14 protein-coding genes are annotated in these 16,787 nt (G+C 65.0%); 7 read left to right on the top strand and 7 right to left on the bottom strand.

All coding sequences use genetic code 11. The features are described from left to right. Nucleotides 1-12 precede the first annotated feature (12 nt). From mnmG to Q0J57_RS07205, 4 genes are all read right to left on the bottom strand, one after another. Entirely contained in the window at nucleotides 13-1,917 is a 1,905-nt protein-coding gene (gene mnmG / locus Q0J57_RS07190; protein ID WP_297218720.1) for a tRNA uridine-5-carboxymethylaminomethyl(34) synthesis enzyme MnmG, read from the bottom strand. Then, nucleotides 1,898-3,151, bottom strand: coding sequence for a M20 family metallo-hydrolase (locus Q0J57_RS07195; protein WP_297218722.1), 1,254 nt, complete (start codon nucleotides 3,149-3,151; stop codon nucleotides 1,898-1,900). Before Q0J57_RS07195 ends, mnmG begins: the two co-directional genes overlap by 20 nt. A 243-nt stretch (nucleotides 3,152-3,394) precedes the next feature. Continuing rightward, nucleotides 3,395-3,661 (bottom strand): PxxKW family cysteine-rich protein, encoded by a 267-nt coding sequence (locus tag Q0J57_RS07200; RefSeq protein ID WP_297218724.1) that lies wholly within the window; start codon nucleotides 3,659-3,661, stop codon nucleotides 3,395-3,397. A gap of 149 nt (nucleotides 3,662-3,810) precedes the next feature. Further along, nucleotides 3,811-5,139, bottom strand: coding sequence for an amidohydrolase (locus Q0J57_RS07205; protein ID WP_297218782.1), 1,329 nt, complete (start codon nucleotides 5,137-5,139; stop codon nucleotides 3,811-3,813). 55 nt (nucleotides 5,140-5,194) lie between these two features. Here Q0J57_RS07205 and Q0J57_RS07210 point away from each other — a divergent pair, with 55 nt between their 5' ends. The 7 genes from Q0J57_RS07210 (at nucleotide 5,195) to clpB (ending at nucleotide 13,393) form a co-directional block, all read left to right on the top strand. Next, entirely contained in the window at nucleotides 5,195-6,010 is an 816-nt protein-coding gene (locus tag Q0J57_RS07210) for an alpha/beta fold hydrolase (RefSeq protein ID WP_297218726.1), read from the top strand. Nucleotides 6,011-6,088: 78 nt separating this feature from the next. After that, nucleotides 6,089-6,433 (top strand): preprotein translocase subunit YajC, encoded by a 345-nt coding sequence (gene yajC, locus Q0J57_RS07215; RefSeq protein ID WP_297218728.1) that lies wholly within the window; start codon nucleotides 6,089-6,091, stop codon nucleotides 6,431-6,433. 103 nt (nucleotides 6,434-6,536) lie between these two features. Continuing rightward, nucleotides 6,537-8,120 (top strand): protein translocase subunit SecD, encoded by a 1,584-nt coding sequence (gene secD, locus Q0J57_RS07220; protein WP_297218730.1) that lies wholly within the window; start codon nucleotides 6,537-6,539, stop codon nucleotides 8,118-8,120. 18 nt (nucleotides 8,121-8,138) lie between these two features. After that, on the top strand, nucleotides 8,139-9,239 hold the full coding sequence (gene secF, locus Q0J57_RS07225) for a protein translocase subunit SecF (protein WP_297218732.1): 1,101 nt from the start codon (nucleotides 8,139-8,141) through the stop codon (nucleotides 9,237-9,239). A gap of 239 nt (nucleotides 9,240-9,478) precedes the next feature. After that, nucleotides 9,479-10,429 (top strand): J domain-containing protein, encoded by a 951-nt coding sequence (locus Q0J57_RS07230; RefSeq protein WP_297218734.1) that lies wholly within the window; start codon nucleotides 9,479-9,481, stop codon nucleotides 10,427-10,429. Then, a complete protein-coding gene (locus Q0J57_RS07235; RefSeq protein WP_297218736.1) occupies nucleotides 10,426-10,740 on the top strand; it encodes a chaperone modulator CbpM in 315 nt (104 codons plus the stop codon). The genes Q0J57_RS07230 and Q0J57_RS07235 overlap by 4 nt, the downstream gene beginning before the upstream one ends. Before the next feature lie 37 nt (nucleotides 10,741-10,777). Beyond that, entirely contained in the window at nucleotides 10,778-13,393 is a 2,616-nt protein-coding gene (clpB, locus tag Q0J57_RS07240) for an ATP-dependent chaperone ClpB (protein WP_297218738.1), read from the top strand. A 175-nt stretch (nucleotides 13,394-13,568) separates the two neighbouring features. Here clpB and Q0J57_RS07245 read toward each other — a convergent pair whose 3' ends face one another. From Q0J57_RS07245 to mqnE, 3 genes are read right to left on the bottom strand one after another with little or no spacing between them, the layout of a single operon-like run. Next, nucleotides 13,569-14,411 (bottom strand): menaquinone biosynthesis protein, encoded by an 843-nt coding sequence (locus Q0J57_RS07245; protein ID WP_297218740.1) that lies wholly within the window; start codon nucleotides 14,409-14,411, stop codon nucleotides 13,569-13,571. Between the two features lies 1 nt (nucleotide 14,412). Further along, a complete protein-coding gene (gene mqnC / locus Q0J57_RS07250) occupies nucleotides 14,413-15,537 on the bottom strand; it encodes a cyclic dehypoxanthinyl futalosine synthase (RefSeq protein WP_297218742.1) in 1,125 nt (374 codons plus the stop codon). After that, complete coding sequence (mqnE, locus tag Q0J57_RS07255; RefSeq protein ID WP_297218744.1) at nucleotides 15,534-16,676, bottom strand: aminofutalosine synthase MqnE; 1,143 nt, start codon at nucleotides 16,674-16,676, stop codon at nucleotides 15,534-15,536. Before mqnE ends, mqnC begins: the two co-directional genes overlap by 4 nt. Nucleotides 16,677-16,787: the final 111 nt, after the last annotated feature.

Here is a 16,787-nt window from a genome sequence, read left to right on the forward strand (position 1 = left end):
ATGTGGCAGTTTTCAGCGGGAATGCCGCGCCGCCTCCGCTCGTGCCGCCTTGCCGTGCAGCAGACCCAGTTTGTGCAGGTGAATTTCCAGGCAGCCCACAGCCGCCGGCGTGACGCCGGAAATGCGCCCGGCCTGCCCCAGATTGCGGGGGCGCACACGTTGCAGCTTTTCTTCCACCTCGCGGGAAAGGCCGGCCACGGCCGTATAGTCCATGTCCTCCGGCAGGGGGACGGATTCCAGCCGGGCGGCCCGGGCCACCAGCTCGCGCTGGCGTTCCAGATAACCGGCATACTTCACGTCCACCTGCACGCTGAAGGCCGCGTTTTCCGTATCCTCGGCCAGCAGGGCTTTCAGACCGTCATCCATTGCGGCCAGGGTGTCCATGTCCATGTGCGGACGGCGCAGCACCTCTGCCAGGGTGTGCCCGCGCAGGGAGGCGTCCCCGCCGGTCAGGCGTCTGCTGTCCAGCAGGTCGTGCAGGCGGGCCGCCTGTTCCTGCCGGCGGCAGAAATGTTCCCACTGGCTGTCGCTGACCAGGCCCAGCTCCCGGCCAAGGGGGGTCAGGCGGCTGTCGGCATTGTCCTCGCGCAGCAGCAGGCGATGTTCTGCCCGCGAGGTGAACATGCGGTAGGGTTCCTCCGTGCCCAGGGTGACCAGGTCATCCACCAGCACGGCCATGTAGGCCGTGTCCCGGCCGGGCACAAAGGCTTCGCGTTCTCGCAGGCGGCACGAGATATTGCAGGCAGCCCACAGGCCCTGTGCCGCCGCTTCCTCGTAGCCCGAGGTGCCGTTGATCTGGCCGGCCAGCCACAGGCCGGGCAGGGGCTTGCTTTCCAGGGTGGCATGCAGCTGGGTGGGATTGGCAAAGTCGTATTCGATGGCATAGCCCGGCCGGACCATGACGGCATGTTCCAGCCCGGGAATGGCGGCCAGCATGGCCTGCTGCACATCCAGCGGCAGGCTGGTGGAAATGCCGTTGGCATAGATTTCGGCGCTGTGCAGGCCCTCCGGCTCCAGAAATATCTGGTGCCGTTCCCTGTCCGGGAAACGGGCCACCTTGTCTTCGATGGACGGGCAGTAGCGGGCGCCCGTGCCCTGGATGACGCCCGTGAACAGGGGGGAGCGGTCAAAGCCGCTGCGGATGGCCTCGTGCGCGGCGGCATTGGTCCAGGTGATGTGGCAGCTCACCTGCGGCAGGCGGGGGCCGGGACCATGAAAGCTGAAGGCCGGGGGCGGCGTGTCGCCGTGCTGCTCTTCCAGTCGGCTGAAATCAATGCTGGAGCGCAGCAGGCGGGGGCAGGTGCCTGTCTTGAGGCGTCCCAGGCGGAAGCCCAGCTGGCGCAGGCTGTCCGACAGGCCCGTGGCCGGAGCATCGCCCAGCCGCCCGGCAGGCAGATGGGTAAGCCCCACGTGGATGCGCCCGTTCAGAAAGGTGCCCGTGGTCAGCAGCACATGCGGCGCCTGGAATTCCAGGCCCAGGGCGGTACGCACACCGGCGGCATGGTCGCCCTGGGTGAGCACCTCGCGCGCCTCGTCCTGCCAGATGCGCAGACCGGGCAGGGAAAAGAGCGTCTGCTTGACGGCAGCCATATAGGCATCACGGTCCATCTGGGCGCGTGTGGCCCGCACGGCCGGTCCCTTGCTCATGTTCAGCGTGCGGAACTGAATGCCCGCCGCATCGGCCCACAGGCCCATCATGCCGCCCAGTGCGTCGATTTCACGCACCATGTGCCCCTTGGCCAGGCCGCCGATGGCCGGATTGCAGGAGAGATGCCCCAGGCGGTCCACATTGCTGGTGATCAGCAGGGTCCTGTGGCCCATGCGGGCCAGCGCGGCGGCGGCTTCGCAGCCGGCATGCCCGCCGCCCACCACAATGGCGTCAAAGGTGCGGCCAGAATCAGAGAAGCAATGCGACATGGGCAAATACCTGTGCGTCCCGGATGGTGGACGAAATGGAGGAATGTTCTTCGGGCTGGTGGCAGACGCCGTCCATGCGGCTCCAGACGGCGGCCGGCAGGCCGCGCTGGCGCAGCAGGGCGGCTACGGTGGCCCCGCCGATGCCCACGGGACGGGCTTCCACCCCGTAGACCGCGCGGATGCCCCGGCGCAGGGCCTCCACCACCGGGCTGTCCGCGGGGCTGACGCTGGCGGGCTGATGGTGGAAAATGTCCACCTCCACGCGCACGCCGTACTGTTCGGCCACCCTGGCCGTCCGCCGCCGGGCGGCTTCCAGCACGGCAGCCGGGTCCACGTGGGGCAGCAGGCGGCAGTCCACGTAAAAGCAGTCGTCGCCGGGCAGAATGTTGATGCTGGGGGCACCGCCCTCGTGGCGGCTGGGCACAAAGGTGGAGCAGGGCGGGTCAAAAAGGGGATCGCGCTGCGGAAAGTCCTCGTGCAGGCCGGCGCAGGCCAGCACGGCCGCCGCACCGGCCACAAAGGCATTGACGCCGCTCTGGGGCCGGGAGGCATGGCACTGGCGTCCGCTGGTGCGCACCCGCAGCCAGAGGACGTGCTTTTCGGCCACTTCCACGTCTGCTCCCGTGGGCGAGCCGGAGTCAGGGACGATATACAGGTCATCCGGCCGGAAGAGCTGCCCGGCCGTGCGCAGCAGGTACTGAAGCCCCATGCTGTTGCCGCATTCCTCGTCAGCCATAAAGACCAGGCCCACGGAAAGTTCCGGCTGTATCCGGCAGGCGGCCAGGGCGCTGACCAGCAGCAGCATGCTGACCAGTCCCTGCTGGTTGTCCTCCACACCGCGGCCCACCAGCAGATCGCCTTCCCGGCGAACCTGCCAGGGGTCGCCCTTCCAGCTGCTTTCAGGACCGCTGGGCACCACATCCGTATGGGCAAAGAGCCAGAGCGTGCGCTCCTGCCGTCCGGGCAGGCGGGCCACCAGATTGGGACGTTCGCCGGCAGAGACTCGGGTATCCGGCGCATTGTACCAGTGCAGGGTCAGGGGCGCGTCCAGCGCCTGGAGCTGACGGGCAATGAAGGCTGCCTTGGGCATTTCGCCGTCGCCGCCATTTTCCGGGCCAAGGGCACGAAAGGCGGTCAGGGCTGTTTGCAGCGCAATAACATCATCGGTGCGGCCTTCCAGATGGGCAAGAAGGCGGGACAGGGACGCAGGAGAGGCGGAAGAAGAACCGTTCATGCTGGCTCCGGCCCGGTAACGGGCAGGACAAGAAAACGCGTCTGCCGCGACGGCAAACACAAAGGAGGCCCATGGGCCTCCTGACGCTGCCCTGCGGACAGCGGGGCATACCGCCTCCTGATGTTGGCGGGCATGCCGCGGTTCGGGATAGGCCGGGGGCTTTTTCCACGAACACGGAAGCAGGAGGCCGGCATGCCGGCCTCCTGCCCTGCCGTCCCGGGGACGGCACAGAAAATCGTCGGCCTAGCGACCCTTGGCGGCGCGCTTGGACGCCTTGAGGGGGTTGACCTTGGCAGCAGCGGCAACGGCCTCCTTCACGTGGGTGGCGAAGTTGCAGCGGCCATTGGCCCACTTGCGTTCGGGGCTGGGATAGCTGGAGCAGAAGGACTGGCCTTCAAACTCGCGCACGCGATCACAGCCTTCGCACTTGTCAATCACGGGCAGGACGGCAATGCCGTTCACCGTTACGCCATTTTCCGTTTTCACGGCATTCTGCAGAAGAGCAGCCATAACATACCTCCACGCGCCTGAGCGCTTGTATTACACTTGGAACGAGCCAGTATAAGCAAATTTCTTCGGCTGTCAACCATGGTGACGACCCCTCCCGCCCGCCGGGCAGCCGCCGCGCTGCGCCATCAGCCGGGCCGGGGCCGCACGGATCAGTGCGCCGTGCCGGCACGGCGCAGGACGGCACTGCGCACGGCGCGTAGTTCCTGCAGCAGGGCAGGATAGTCAAAGCGGGTGAAGCGACCGTCCTGGTAAAGGATTTCTCCGGCAACCATGGTCAGGCGGACCTCGTGCCCCGTGGCGGCATAGACCGCGTGGGAAACGGGATGGTAGAGCGGCTGCATATTGGGCGCCGTGAGGTCCAGGGCCGTGAGGTCTGCCGGTCCGCCCACGGTGAGCTGCCCGAGGCGGGCGTCGTGCATGGCCGCGGCGCCGTGGCGGGTGGCCATGTCCAGCACACAGGCGGCGCTGGCGGCGGTGGGATCGTTCTGGGCGATCTTGTGCAGCAGGGCGGCACGGCCCATTTCCGTAAACATATTGAGCTGATTGTTGCTGGCGGCGCCATCCGTGCCCAGGGCCAGGGAAAGGGCGGCAGCCTGCATGCGGGCCAGCGGCAGGATGCCGGAGGCCAGTTTCATGTTGGACGAGGGATTGTGCACGGCCACCACCCGCTTGCGGGCCAGCAGGGCGATTTCCTCGTCCGTGACATCCACCACATGGGCAGCGGTGCAGGGCAGGTCCAGCAGGCCGCAGGCACGGGCGTGCTCCACGGGGCGGACCCCGTGCTGTTCCAGGCTGCGCGCCGTTTCATCCGGGCTTTCCGCCAGATGGATGTGGACGGGCAGGTGCAGTTCCTCGGCCAGATCGCGACAGGCCAGCAGCATGTCCGGGCTGGTGGTATAGACGCTGTGGGGATTGACGGCCACGCGCAGGCGGTCATGGCCGGCCCAGCGGGCGGCCAGATCACGGGTGATGTCCAGCGCCTGCCGGTAGGACGGGCAGGCCGCCGAGGGAAAGCCGAAAACCCCTTCGCCGGCCAGGCAGCGTATGCCGGCGGTATGGGCCGCCTCCAGTACCTGTGCCTCGTGGATGTACATGTCCACACAGGCCGTGGTGCCCGTGCGCAGCATTTCCGCAAAACCCAGCAGGGAACCGAGACGGACCTCTTCGGGGTTCAGGCCGGCTTCCACGGGAAAGATGCGCTGTGTCAGCCAGCTGATGAGGGGCATGTCGTCCGCCAGACCGCGCAGAATGGTCATGGCCGCATGGGTATGGGCATTGACGAGGCCGGGCAGAACGAGCATGCTCGAGCCGTCCACGACGGTTTTTGCCTGCCAGCGGGCGCGGAGGTCCTCCGCGGGTCCCAGGTCGGCAATGCGGCCTGCCGTGATGGCAAGGGCGCCATTCTGCCAGATGGTGTGCTCAGCGTCCTGCGTGAGGATGCAGGCTGCCGTGAGCAGCAAGTCGCAGCATTGCATGATATCTCCTTGAAATGTGTGGGCGGCAGTATAGAACGGGCCGCTGCGGGGGGCAAGGATGTCCTGTCTGCTTCTGCACGGGCTGGCGGGCAGCCCGTTTGAGATGGAAAGCCTGGCCGGGGCGCTGCGCGCAGCCCTGCCGGAGCAGCATGTCGACAGTCCGCTGCTGCCCGGGCACGGGGCGGATGCCGCCGCCTATGTGCGCAGCAGCTACAGGCAGTGGCGGGAGTTTGCCCGGCAGCGCTATGCTGCCCTGAGCAGAGAGGGGCCGGTGTGGTTGGCCGGCTATTCCCTTGGTGGCATCCTGGCCCTGGACATCTGCGTTCAGGCGGCCTGCGGCAGGCTGCCGCAGCCGGCGGGCCTGCTGGCGCTGGCCACGCCGCTGTACTTCCGCAAGTGGCATCCCCGTTTTCTCGCGGCGCCGTGTTTTCGCCTGCTGCGTCTGAGGGCCTGGCTGCACCCGGTGATCACGGTGCCGCCGCGTTCTGAAGCCGCGCGGGACATGGCGCCGTGGCAGGGGCACGAGACCGTATACTGCCTGCGGCATTTTGCGGAAATGGAGGCAGCCCTGCCGGCCCTGCGCCGTGCGCTGCCGCGCTGCCGCGTGCCTTTGTGTGTGGTGCAGCTGCGGCATGACCAGAGCTGCAACCTCTATAATAGCCTGCTGCTGGCACGCCGCTGGGGCGGCGCGCGGGTGGATGTGCATCTTTTGCGTGTGCGCAGCCCGCACGGCGGACACCTGCCCACAACGCACCGGGAAAGCCGGGAACTGGTGGCGGCCCTGGCGGCGGACTTTGCCTGCCGCTGCCTGCGGGGGGAGGCCGTCGGGAATTTGCGGGCCGGCAGGCTTGCATGTTTTTCCGGAGCAGGCTAAAATACCGGACTATCGTTGTGTAAACACCGCAGAGGCGTTATGGCGTCTCTGCCAGACATCCCCTTCTGGAGGTACACCTTGTTCCATTCCATCGCATATGCCATGGGTACGCCCCAGGCTGGTGCCCCGGCGTCCGGCACGGACATGCTGATGCAGTTCCTGCCCCTCATCCTCATGTTTGCCATCTTCTGGTTCCTGCTCATCCGCCCGCAGCAGAAACGCGCCAAGGCGCACAAGCAGATGCTGGCCGAACTCAAGCGTGGCGATCATGTCATCACGTCCGCCGGCCTCATGGGCCGCATTCTGGAAATTGATGACGAACAGGTGCTGCTGGAATGCGGCGAAGCCAAGCTGCGCCTCAACCGCGCCGCCATCAGCGCCGTGACCAACAAGGACGGCAAGACCGTCGAAGAAAAGAAGTAGGCCGCGTGCCGCCGTGGGCGGCACCCAGGCTGGAATCCTTCCCGGAGCGGCCCCGTGCGGACGGGGCTGCCCGGCCTCCCTTTTTTGAGCGGAAGGTACCTCGATGATAGGTTTGCGTACCCGGCTTGGCGTTGCCATAGCCGTTTTTGTGCTTTGCCTTGTCTACGCCCTGCCGAGCATGCCCGGCATCGGAACGGCACTGGAGTCCGTTCTGCCCAGCAGCAGGATCAACCTTGGTCTTGACCTCAAGGGCGGCATCCACCTCACCCTGTCCGTGGGGGTGGACAAGGCGGTAAGCAATTCGCTGGCCCTGGCCGGGCAGGACATCCGCCGTCTGGCCCAGGATGAGAAGATGGTGGTGCTGCGCCCCCGCGTGGTGGCGGGTGACCGGCTGGAATTTGTGCTGCCCCGCGCCGAGGACAGGCAGAAGCTGGAAGAAATCCTGTACAAGCACTATCCGCAGATCCGCTTTGCCACGCCGGTGGCCGGTGATGCCGGCCAGCTGCGCTATGTGGGGCAGTTCACGGAGGCGGAAACCAACCGCCTCAAGGACATGGCCGTGGACCAGGCCCTGCGCACCATCCGCAACCGTATTGACCAGTTCGGCGTGGCCGAGCCGGATATCCGCAAGCAGGCGGGCTACCGCATACAGGTGCAGCTGCCCGGCCTGTCGGACCCGCGCCGGGCCGTGCAGGTGCTGGGGCAGACGGCGCACCTGGAATTCCACCTTGTGCGCGACGATGTGGACCCCGCCAGGGCCGTGCTGCCCTCCGGCGTCATTGCCCTGCCGCTGCTGGAAAAGAGCGGCGCCACGCCCCAGGGCGGCCCGCGCCTCATTGCGCTGGAAAAGGACGCCATGCTTTCGGGCGAGGATGTGTCCGATGCCCAGCCGGTGTTCGAGCAGGGCCAGGCGGCCGTGAGCCTGAGTTTCAACAGCCGCGGCGCAGACATCTTTGAGCGGGTTACCGGAGAAAACGTGGGCCGCCGCATGGCCATTGTGCTGGACGGCAAGGTCTATTCCGCGCCGGTCATCCGCCAGCGCATCGGCGGGGGGCGCGCCTCCATCAGCGGCGACTTTACCACCCAGGAAGCCACCGACCTTGCCGTGGTGCTGCGTGCCGGCTCCCTGCCTGCGCCGGTCACCGTGGAGGAAGAGCGCACCGTCGGTCCCTCGCTGGGACAGGAATCCATTGACAGCGGCATCCGGGCCGCGCTGGTGGGGGCTGCGGCCGTGGTGCTCTTCATGGGCATCTACTATGGCATGAGCGGCATCATCGCCGACATCATGCTGGGCTTTACCATGCTCATCATCATGGCGGGCATGGCCGCCTTTGGCGCCACCCTGACCCTGCCAGGCATTGCGGGCATTGTGCTGACCATCGGCATGGCCGTGGACGCCAATGTGCTCATCTATGAGCGCATACGCGAGGAACTGCGCCTGGGGCTGACGCCCCTGGCGGCGGTACGGGCGGGCTTTGAGCGCGCCACCATCTCCATTACGGACTCCAACCTCACCACCATCATTGCCACGGTCATCCTGTATCAGTTTGGTACCGGCCCCATCCGCGGCTTTGCGGTCACCCTGTCGCTGGGTATCGTGGCCTCCATGTTCACGGCCATCTTTGTCTCGCGCGCCATTTTCGAGTACTGGGCGCGCAAGTGCGGACCCAAGGGCATCAGCATCTAGGCGCAGGGAGGAACGAACATGGGTTTTGCATTCATCAAGCACGATACCAATATCGACTTCATCGGCAAGCGTCACATTGCCTATGCCCTGTCGGCTCTGCTCTTTCTGGTGGGCCTCTGGTCCGCCATCTGGGGCAACGGCCTCAGGCTGGGCATTGACTTTGCCGGCGGCGTGGTGGCCCAGGTGCAGTTTCAGAACAGCGTGCCGGACGAGGCGCTCAAGAAGAGCCTTTCCGATTCCGGCCTGCCGGGCATATCCACACAGCGCTACGGGGATGACGGGCGTCAGTTCCTGCTGCGCGTCTCCACCGCCGAAGACGGCTCCTCTTCCGCGCTTCGCACCCTCATGCTGGAAAGCCTGAACAAGGCCTTTCCCGATAATCCGGTGGAAATCCAGCGTTTTGAGGTGGTGGGTCCCAAGGTGGGCGATGACCTGACCAACAAGGCCCTGGCCGCCCTCTACTACGCGGTGCTGCTCATTGCCGTCTACATTTCCGGGCGTTTCGAACAGCGCTGGATGGCCGGCATCATCATGGCTGCCGCGCTGTGGGGCAGCATGTATCTGGTGAGCATGACCGGCCTGGGCATGGGCTGGCTGGTGCTGGCATCCCTGGCGGTGACGCTGGTGGTCTGCTTTGTGCTCAAGCTCAACTTTGCCCTGGGGGCCATTGTGGGCCTGCTGCACGACGTTTTCATCACCACGGGCCTGCTGACGCTGTTCAATGTGGAAATTGACCTGAACGTCATGGCGGCCCTGCTGACCCTCATCGGCTACTCGCTCAACGATACCATCATCGTTTACGACCGCCTGCGTGAAAATCTGCGGGCCGCGCCCACTCTGCCGCTGGAGGTGCTCATCAACCGCAGTGTCAACCAGACCCTTTCCCGCACCATTCTCACCAGCGGTACCACCTTTGTGGCCACGCTGGCCCTGTATCTGCTGGGGGGCGGCGTCATTCATGACTTTGCCCTGACCATGCTGCTGGGGATCTTCATCGGCACGGCCTCGTCCATCTATGTGTCGTCCGCCGTGCTGCTGGCCCTGGGCGATACGGACCTGTACGTGCAGCAGCAGAAGAAGCAGGAATACGAAAAGCCCGGCGAACACGGCATGGTCTAGGCAACTGCCTGCCGTTTCCTGCCGGTGCAACGGGAGGAGGGGAAACCCTCCTCCCGTTTTTTGTGGCCGTGCCGCGGGGCATATATTGTTCGATCAAAGGTCTTGCCAGATGCGCGGGGCATGGTTACCTATGCTTGCGTGGGAAATTACCGCCGGGCAGCGTCCCGGGAACCGGACATATTGACGACTGGCCAGCATGTCTTAGTATATTGGTAAGAATCCCGCAGGGGGTGACGCGTATGGCAGTATCCTACAAAGATTATTACAAGCTCCTCGAGGTGGACCGCACGGCCGCTGCCGAGGAGATTTCGCGGGCCTACAAGCGGCTGGCCCGCAAATATCACCCTGACCTCAACCCCGGCAACAAGCAGGCCGAGGAAAAGTTCAAGGAAATCAATGAAGCCTACGAGGTGCTGAAAGACCCGGAAAAGCGCAAGCTCTATGATCAGCTTGGGCCAAACTGGCAGCACGGGCAGAATTTTCACGGCGCGCCCGGGCATGAAAACGTGCACTTTACCTTCAACGGGCAGAATTTTGACGGAGCCGGTTTTTCGGACTTCTTTGAAACGCTGTTCGGGGGGCGCGGCGGCCATGGGGCATCCTTTGGCGGTGATCCCTTCGGCGGCTATTCCGCCCGTCCGCGCCGGGGGCACGACGTGGAAGCCGAGCTGCCCCTGTCGCTGGAAGATGTGGCCCGCGGCGGCCGCCGCAGCGTAACGCTGCAAACATCCAGCGGGCCGCGTACCCTGGAGGTCAATGTGCCGGCGGGCATCCGCGAAGGGGCCAAGCTGCGCCTGGCCGGACAGGGAGAAAGTTTTCCCGGTGGAACGCCCGGCGATCTTTTTCTGCGGGTGCGCTACCTGCCGCATCCCGTTTTCCGGGTGGATGGCGACAATCTGCAATGCGATGTGCTCCTGGCTCCGTGGGAAGCGGCGCTGGGCGCACGGGTGCCGGTGCAGACCCTGGACGGCAGCGTGGAGCTGAACATTCCGGCGGGCAGTTCGTCCGGCCGCAAGTTCCGCCTGCGCGGCAAGGGGCTGGGCAGCCCCTCGGCACGTGGTGACCTGCTGGCGCGGGTCATGATCCGCGTGCCCGACAAGCTGAGTGATGCGGAACGCGAGCTGTGGCAGAAGCTGGCAGATACCTCGTCCTTCTCGCCGCGTCAGAATGCACAGGGAGGCAGGGCATGAGCATGATCTATGGTACAACGGTGTGTTCCGGGGACCAGGGCCTGCTGGTATGGGAAGAATTTATTGCCAGTACGGGCATAGACCCCGACCGGCTGCGCGAACTGCTGGCCTTGGGCTGGCTGGAGGCAGACCGCGGCAGAGGGGAGGAAATTCTGTTCCGGGATGTGGACATCTACCGGGTGCGCAAACTGGAACGCATCTGCTGCGATTTTGATCTGCCGGTGCTGGGCGGCACCATCATTGTGGACCTGCTGGAACGTGTGGACCAGCTGGAACGCAAGGTGAAGGCCCTGCACGACATGGAAGACTGAGAGAGAAAGACGACATCCTTCCAGTGAGGAGGTTTTTATGGATATCAACAAATTTACCGACAAGGCCCGCGAGGCTGTGAGCGATGCCCAGAACATCGCGGCAGGCATGGGCCATCAGGAAACAGATACAGAGCACCTGGCGCTGGCCCTGGTGCAGCAGGAAAACGGCATTGTGCCGCGCATCCTTGAGCAGATGGGCGTGCAGACCCGCGCCCTTGCCGTGGGCCTGGAAGAGCTGCTGCGCAAGCGGCCTTCCGTTTCCGGTCCCGGCGCGGACCCCAGCAAGATCATGATCACGCAGGGCCTGGCCAAGGTCCTGGGCGATGCCCAGAACGAGGCCCGGCGCATGAAGGACGAATACGTCAGCGTGGATCATCTCTTTCTGGCGCTGTCCGATGCGGCTGCTTCGTCGCCTCTGGGCGGGCTGCTGCGGGAATACAACATCAGCCGCGCCACCTTTGGCAAGACCATGGAAGAACTGCGCGGCGGGGCGCATGTGAATACCCCGACGCCGGAAGACACCTTCGAGGCCCTGTCCAAATACGCCCGTGACCTGGTGGAAGCCGCCAGGGAAGGCAAGATGGACCCGGTCATCGGGCGTGATGCCGAAATCCGCCGGGTCATCCGCATTCTGTCCCGTCGTACCAAGAACAATCCCGTGCTCATGGGCGAAGCGGGCGTGGGCAAGACCGCCATCGTGGAAGGGCTGGCCTTCCGTATCCTCAAGGGGGACGTGCCCGAAGGCCTCAAGGGGCACAAGCTCTTTGCGCTGGACATGGGGGCACTCATTGCCGGCGCCAAGTACCGCGGGGAGTTTGAGGAACGCCTGAAGGCCGTGCTCAATGAAGTGGAAAAGAGCGAAGGCCGCATCATCCTCTTCATCGATGAGCTGCATACCATCGTGGGAGCCGGCAAGACCGACGGGGCCATGGATGCGGGCAACCTGCTCAAGCCCATGCTGGCCCGTGGCGAGCTGCACTGCATCGGCGCCACCACCCTGGACGAATACCGCAAGTATATCGAAAAGGACCCGGCGCTGGAACGGCGTTTCCAGCCGGTCATCGTGGACGAACCCTCGGTGGAGGACGCCATTTCCATTCTGCGTGGTCTCAAGGAACGCTTTGAAGTGCACCACGGCGTGCGCATCAGCGACTCGGCCATTGTGGAAGCCGTGACCTTGTCGCACCGCTACATCACGGACCGTCAGCTGCCGGACAAGGCCATTGACCTCATTGACGAGGCCGCGGCCCTGATCCGCACGGAAATTGATTCCCTGCCGGCGGACCTTGATGAAGTGAACCGCAAGGTCATGCAGCTGGAAATTGAACGCGAGGCCCTGCGCCGTGAAACCGATGAGGCGTCCCACGAACGTCTGGAAAAGCTGGAGAGCGAACTGGCCGAGCTGCGCGTGCAGCAGGGCAGCCTGCGCTCGCAGTGGGAAAACGAAAAACGCGGCATTGACGAAGTGCGCCGCATCAAGGGCGAGATTGAGCAGACCCGTCTGGCCATTGAACAGGCCGAACGCAACTACGACCTCAACAAGGCGGCGGAACTCAAGTATTCCACCCTGCTGGAACTGCAGAAAAAGCTGGAAGCGGCCTCTGCTGCGCAGGATGCCGGTGCACAGCGTCTGCTGAAGGAAGAGGTGCGCCCCGATGACGTGGCCGAAATCGTGGCCCGCTGGACCGGCATTCCGGTGACGCGGCTCATGGAATCCGAACGGGAAAAGCTGCTGCATCTGGCTGACCAGCTGCACGAACGTGTGGTGGGCCAGGACGAGGCCGTGCGCGCCGTGGCCGATGCCGTGCTGCGTGCTCGTGCCGGTCTGTCCGACCCGGCACGGCCCACGGGCAGCTTCATCTTCCTGGGACCCACGGGCGTGGGCAAGACCGAGCTGTGCAAGGCCCTGGCCGAAGCCCTCTTTGATACCGAGGACAATATGGTGCGTCTGGACATGAGCGAGTACATGGAAAAGCATTCCGTGTCCCGTCTCATCGGGGCGCCTCCGGGATACGTGGGCTATGATGAAGGCGGTCAGCTCACCGAGGCCGTGCGCCGCAAGCCCTATTCGGTGGTGCTCTTTGACGAAATCGAAAAGGCGCATCCGGATGTCTTCAACACGCTGTTGCAGCTGCTGGACGACGGCCGCCTCACCGACAGCCAGGGCCGCACGGTGGACTTCCGCAACTGCATCGTCATCATGACGTCCAATATTGGTTCCACCCATCTGCTGGACGGCATTGCGGAAGACGGCAGCCTGAAGCCCGGCGCCCGTGACATGGTCATGGAAGACCTGCGCCGTCACTTCCGGCCGGAATTCCTCAACCGTGTGGATGAAACCGTGGTCTTCCTGCCGCTGCACCGGGATCAGGTGGGCCGTATTGTGGACCTGCAGTTTGCCCGTCTGCGTCAGCGCCTGGAAGAACGCAAGATTACCCTGGACCTCACCGATGCGGCCCGCGACTTCATTGCCGACGCGTCCTACGATCCGGTCTACGGGGCACGTCCGCTCAAGCGCTATGTGCAGCACAATGTGGAAACGCCGCTGGCCCGTCTGCTGGTGGGCGGCAGCATCCGCGACGGGCAGCATGTGCTGGTGGATGTGAAGGACGATGCCCTGACCTTCACGCCCACAACGCCTGCCAAGGCCTGAGCGTCTCCTGACAAATAGCGCCTGTCCGTCACCGGACAGGCAGAAGAAAACGGCCTTTCCCCATCAGGGGAAAGGCCGTTTTTGTTTTGCTGCTGCCGGGCTGCTGTTCGCCGTGCTGTCTGCCGCGGGGCGGGCGAACCGGGCCGCGCTTGCAAACGCAGGAGCCGTTCGCGGTCTAGCGGGCGCTGTAGAAGCAGAGGGGCGGACAGGCCGGAATCATGCCGGCGTCGGCCAGTTTTTCGTAGAACAGGCGCAGGCCGTCCTGCTCGCGGCTGTTGAGGGAATAGGTGAGGCCGTGCAGATAGTAGAAGGTCAGCTCCTCGCGGCTCAGGGGGCAGCCGTAGCCTGTGAGGTCCAGGATGGTGTCCATGTGGGCCAGGCCCCAGTCGCGTCCGGCACGGAGCAGGGCGCCGGGGTCATCGGGCAGTATGCCCGCATCCGCCGCGGCGCGGCTGATGACCCAGAGGCCGAAGATGAAGGGCAGACCGGTCCACTCCATCCAGGCATCGGCCATGTCCACACGGTAGGGATAGTCCGGGTGGTTGCGCAGGCGCAGGGCCTCGTCGCCAATGGCCAGAAAGGCCACGGGCGGCATGCCCCGGCGCAGGGCCGAGGTCACCGAGCCGGTGGTATAGCTCACGTCAAGGCCGTAGCGGTTACGCATGAGCAGCTTGAGCAGGGCCACGGACGTATGCGTTTCGCCGCTGATGAGGATGGTCTGTCCGTCCAGCTGGCGCAGGGGCACCCGCGACAGCAGCAGCACGCTCATGACCGAGCCGTGCGAGCCGATGGACAGATCATCCACCAGATAGTAGCGCTCCGGCCGCCGGCCGTATTCAAAGCAGGAACAGGACGAAACCTGCAATTCGCCGCGGGACATCATGTCGTTGAGCACGGCGGGCGGTCCGGCCACCAGCTCGTAGTCATGGGGAATGATGCCGGCTTCCAGCGGATGGTAGATGGGCAGCACATTGAGGTAGCCGATGCGCCCCATGCGCAGGGGAGTGGCAGGCTGCATATCAGTCCTCCGGCTGGGGCTGGACGGGCGTGTAGTCCATGAGGCGCTGCACGGGCCGGAAGCCGGCAGCCCGGATGATCTGATGAATCTGACGGCGCGTGAGGTGATAGGACACCCCGGCGGCGGCCACCACGTTCTCTTCGATCATGAGGGAGCCGAAATCGTTGGCGCCGTAGAACAGGGCCAGCTGCGCCACCTGCGGTCCCATGGTCACCCAGGACGACTGGATGTTGGGCACATTGTCCAGCACCAGGCGGGACACGGCCAGCAGGCGCAGATAGGCCGGCGCGGGCAGGGGCTGGCAGTCGATGCGCGTATGGGCCGGCTGGAAGGTCCAGGGAATGAAGGCCGTGAAGCCGTGGGTGCGGTCCTGGAGATCGCGCACGGCAAAGAGATGGTCCAGGCGGTGACGCGGTTCTTCCTCGTGGCCGAACATCATGGTGGCCGTGGTCTTCATGCCCAGCTTGTGGGCTTCTTCCATGACGCCGAGCCACTGTTCGGCCGTGCACTTGTTGGGCGAAACCCGGGCGCGTACCTCGGTGCTGAGGATTTCGGCGCCGCCGCCCGGCACGGAATGCAGGCCGGCTTCATGCAGGCGGCGCAGGATTTCCGCCACAGGCAGGCCGAAGGTTTTTGACCAGAAGAAGATTTCCGGCGGGGAAAAGGCGTGGATATGCAGCGTGGGCCAGCGTTCGCGCATCCAGCGCAGCAGGTCTTCATACCATTCCAGGGGCAGGTCCGGGTGATGCCCCCCCTGCAGAAGAATCTGCGTGCCGCCCAGGCGCAGGGTTTCCTCGATCTTGTCCGCCATTTCCTCGCGGCTGATCACATAGCCCTGAGGGTCGCCCGGTGCGCGGAAAAAGGCGCAGAAACGGCAGCCGCACACACAGATGTTGGAATAATTGATGTTGCGGTCAGCCACATAGGTGACCACCGGTTCGGGATGCAGGCGCAGGCGCATGGCATGGGCCAGGGCGGCCAGCGTGTGCAGCGAGGCGCCGTAATACAGGGTCTCGGCCGTGGCCCGGTCCAGACGCTGCCCGCTGCGGGCGCATTCCGCGGCCTGGCGCACGGCGGGGCTTTCGTCAAAGGCGCTGTGCGCCGGGGCAAAAAGGGACGTGCTCATGCGCGAACCTCCGAAGATGCCCGGGGGCTGACCTCGCGGAAGGTGGCATTGCGGCGCACCGGGCGGAAGCCCGCCTGCCGGATCATGTTTTCCAGCTCGTCGATGGTCATGCCCTGGGCGGATGTGGCGCCGGCCATGTGGCCGATGCGCTCCTCGATGATGGTGCCGTCCAGATCGTCGGCGCCGTACCAGAGGGCGGCCTGCGCCTGCTTGACGCCCAGCATGATCCAGTAGGCCTTGATGTGCGGGATATTGTCCAGCAGCAGGCGGGAAACGGCAATGGTGCGCAGCTCGTCCAGGCCGCGGACAGCCTCCTGCTTTTCTTCCGGCAGGGTAAGGCGGCTGTTGTGCGTGAGGAAGGGCAGCGGGATGAAGCAGGTGAAGCCGCCGCTTTTGTCCTGCTGCTCGCGCAGGCGGCAGAGGTGGTCCACGCGCATGGCCGGCGTTTCCAGATGGCCGAAGAGCATGGTGCAGTTGGTGACAATGCCCAGGCTGTGGGCTTCGCCGGAAATGCGCAGCCAGGCGTCGGAAGAGGCCTTGTGCGGGCAGATGCGGGCACGCAGGCCCTCGTCAAAGATTTCGGCGCCGCCGCCGGGCATCATGACCAGACCCGCCGCCTTGAGGCGGCGCAGCACATCCAGGGTGCTGATGCCCGCCATGCGGGAAAAGTGTTCGATTTCCACCGGCGTGAAGGCCTTGATGGGCAGATCGGGGTTGAGGGCGCGGGCCGAGCGCAGCACATCCTCGAACCATTCCAGCGGCAGATCGGGATGACAGCCGCCCACGATGTGCAGCTCGTCCAGGTGCAGCGGCGTGGCATCGGCGGCACGCAGACGGTCCAGGATGTCTTCCTTGCTCAGGCGGAAGGCCCCTTCCTCATCGTCCCTGTCGCGGCGGAAGGCGCAGAACACGCAGCCGTTGACGCAGACGTTGGTATAATTTATCTGACGGTTCACCACGTAGGATGTGGCGTCGCCGTGCATGCGGCAGCGCACGTGGTGAGCCAGCGCCCCCACGGCGGTAATGTCGGGACAGGCAAAGAGCGCCATCCCGTCCTCGCGGCTGAGGCGTTGGCCGGCCAGTACCTTTTCATAAATGGACGAAAGGCCCAGTGCGGCATAGTATGCAGCGTCCAACATGGATGTTCCTTTGCGGGAGTAGGGGAACGCTTCCCCGCCCGGCTTGACGGTTGAATCGCGCTAGGCTACGCCCCTCGCTGCCGGCTGTCAAACCGCTGGTCCTCGCCGCCG

Origin of the sequence: uncultured Desulfovibrio sp., from assembly GCF_944324505.1 — a bacterium.
In the GTDB taxonomy this organism is placed as follows: domain Bacteria; phylum Desulfobacterota; class Desulfovibrionia; order Desulfovibrionales; family Desulfovibrionaceae; genus Desulfovibrio.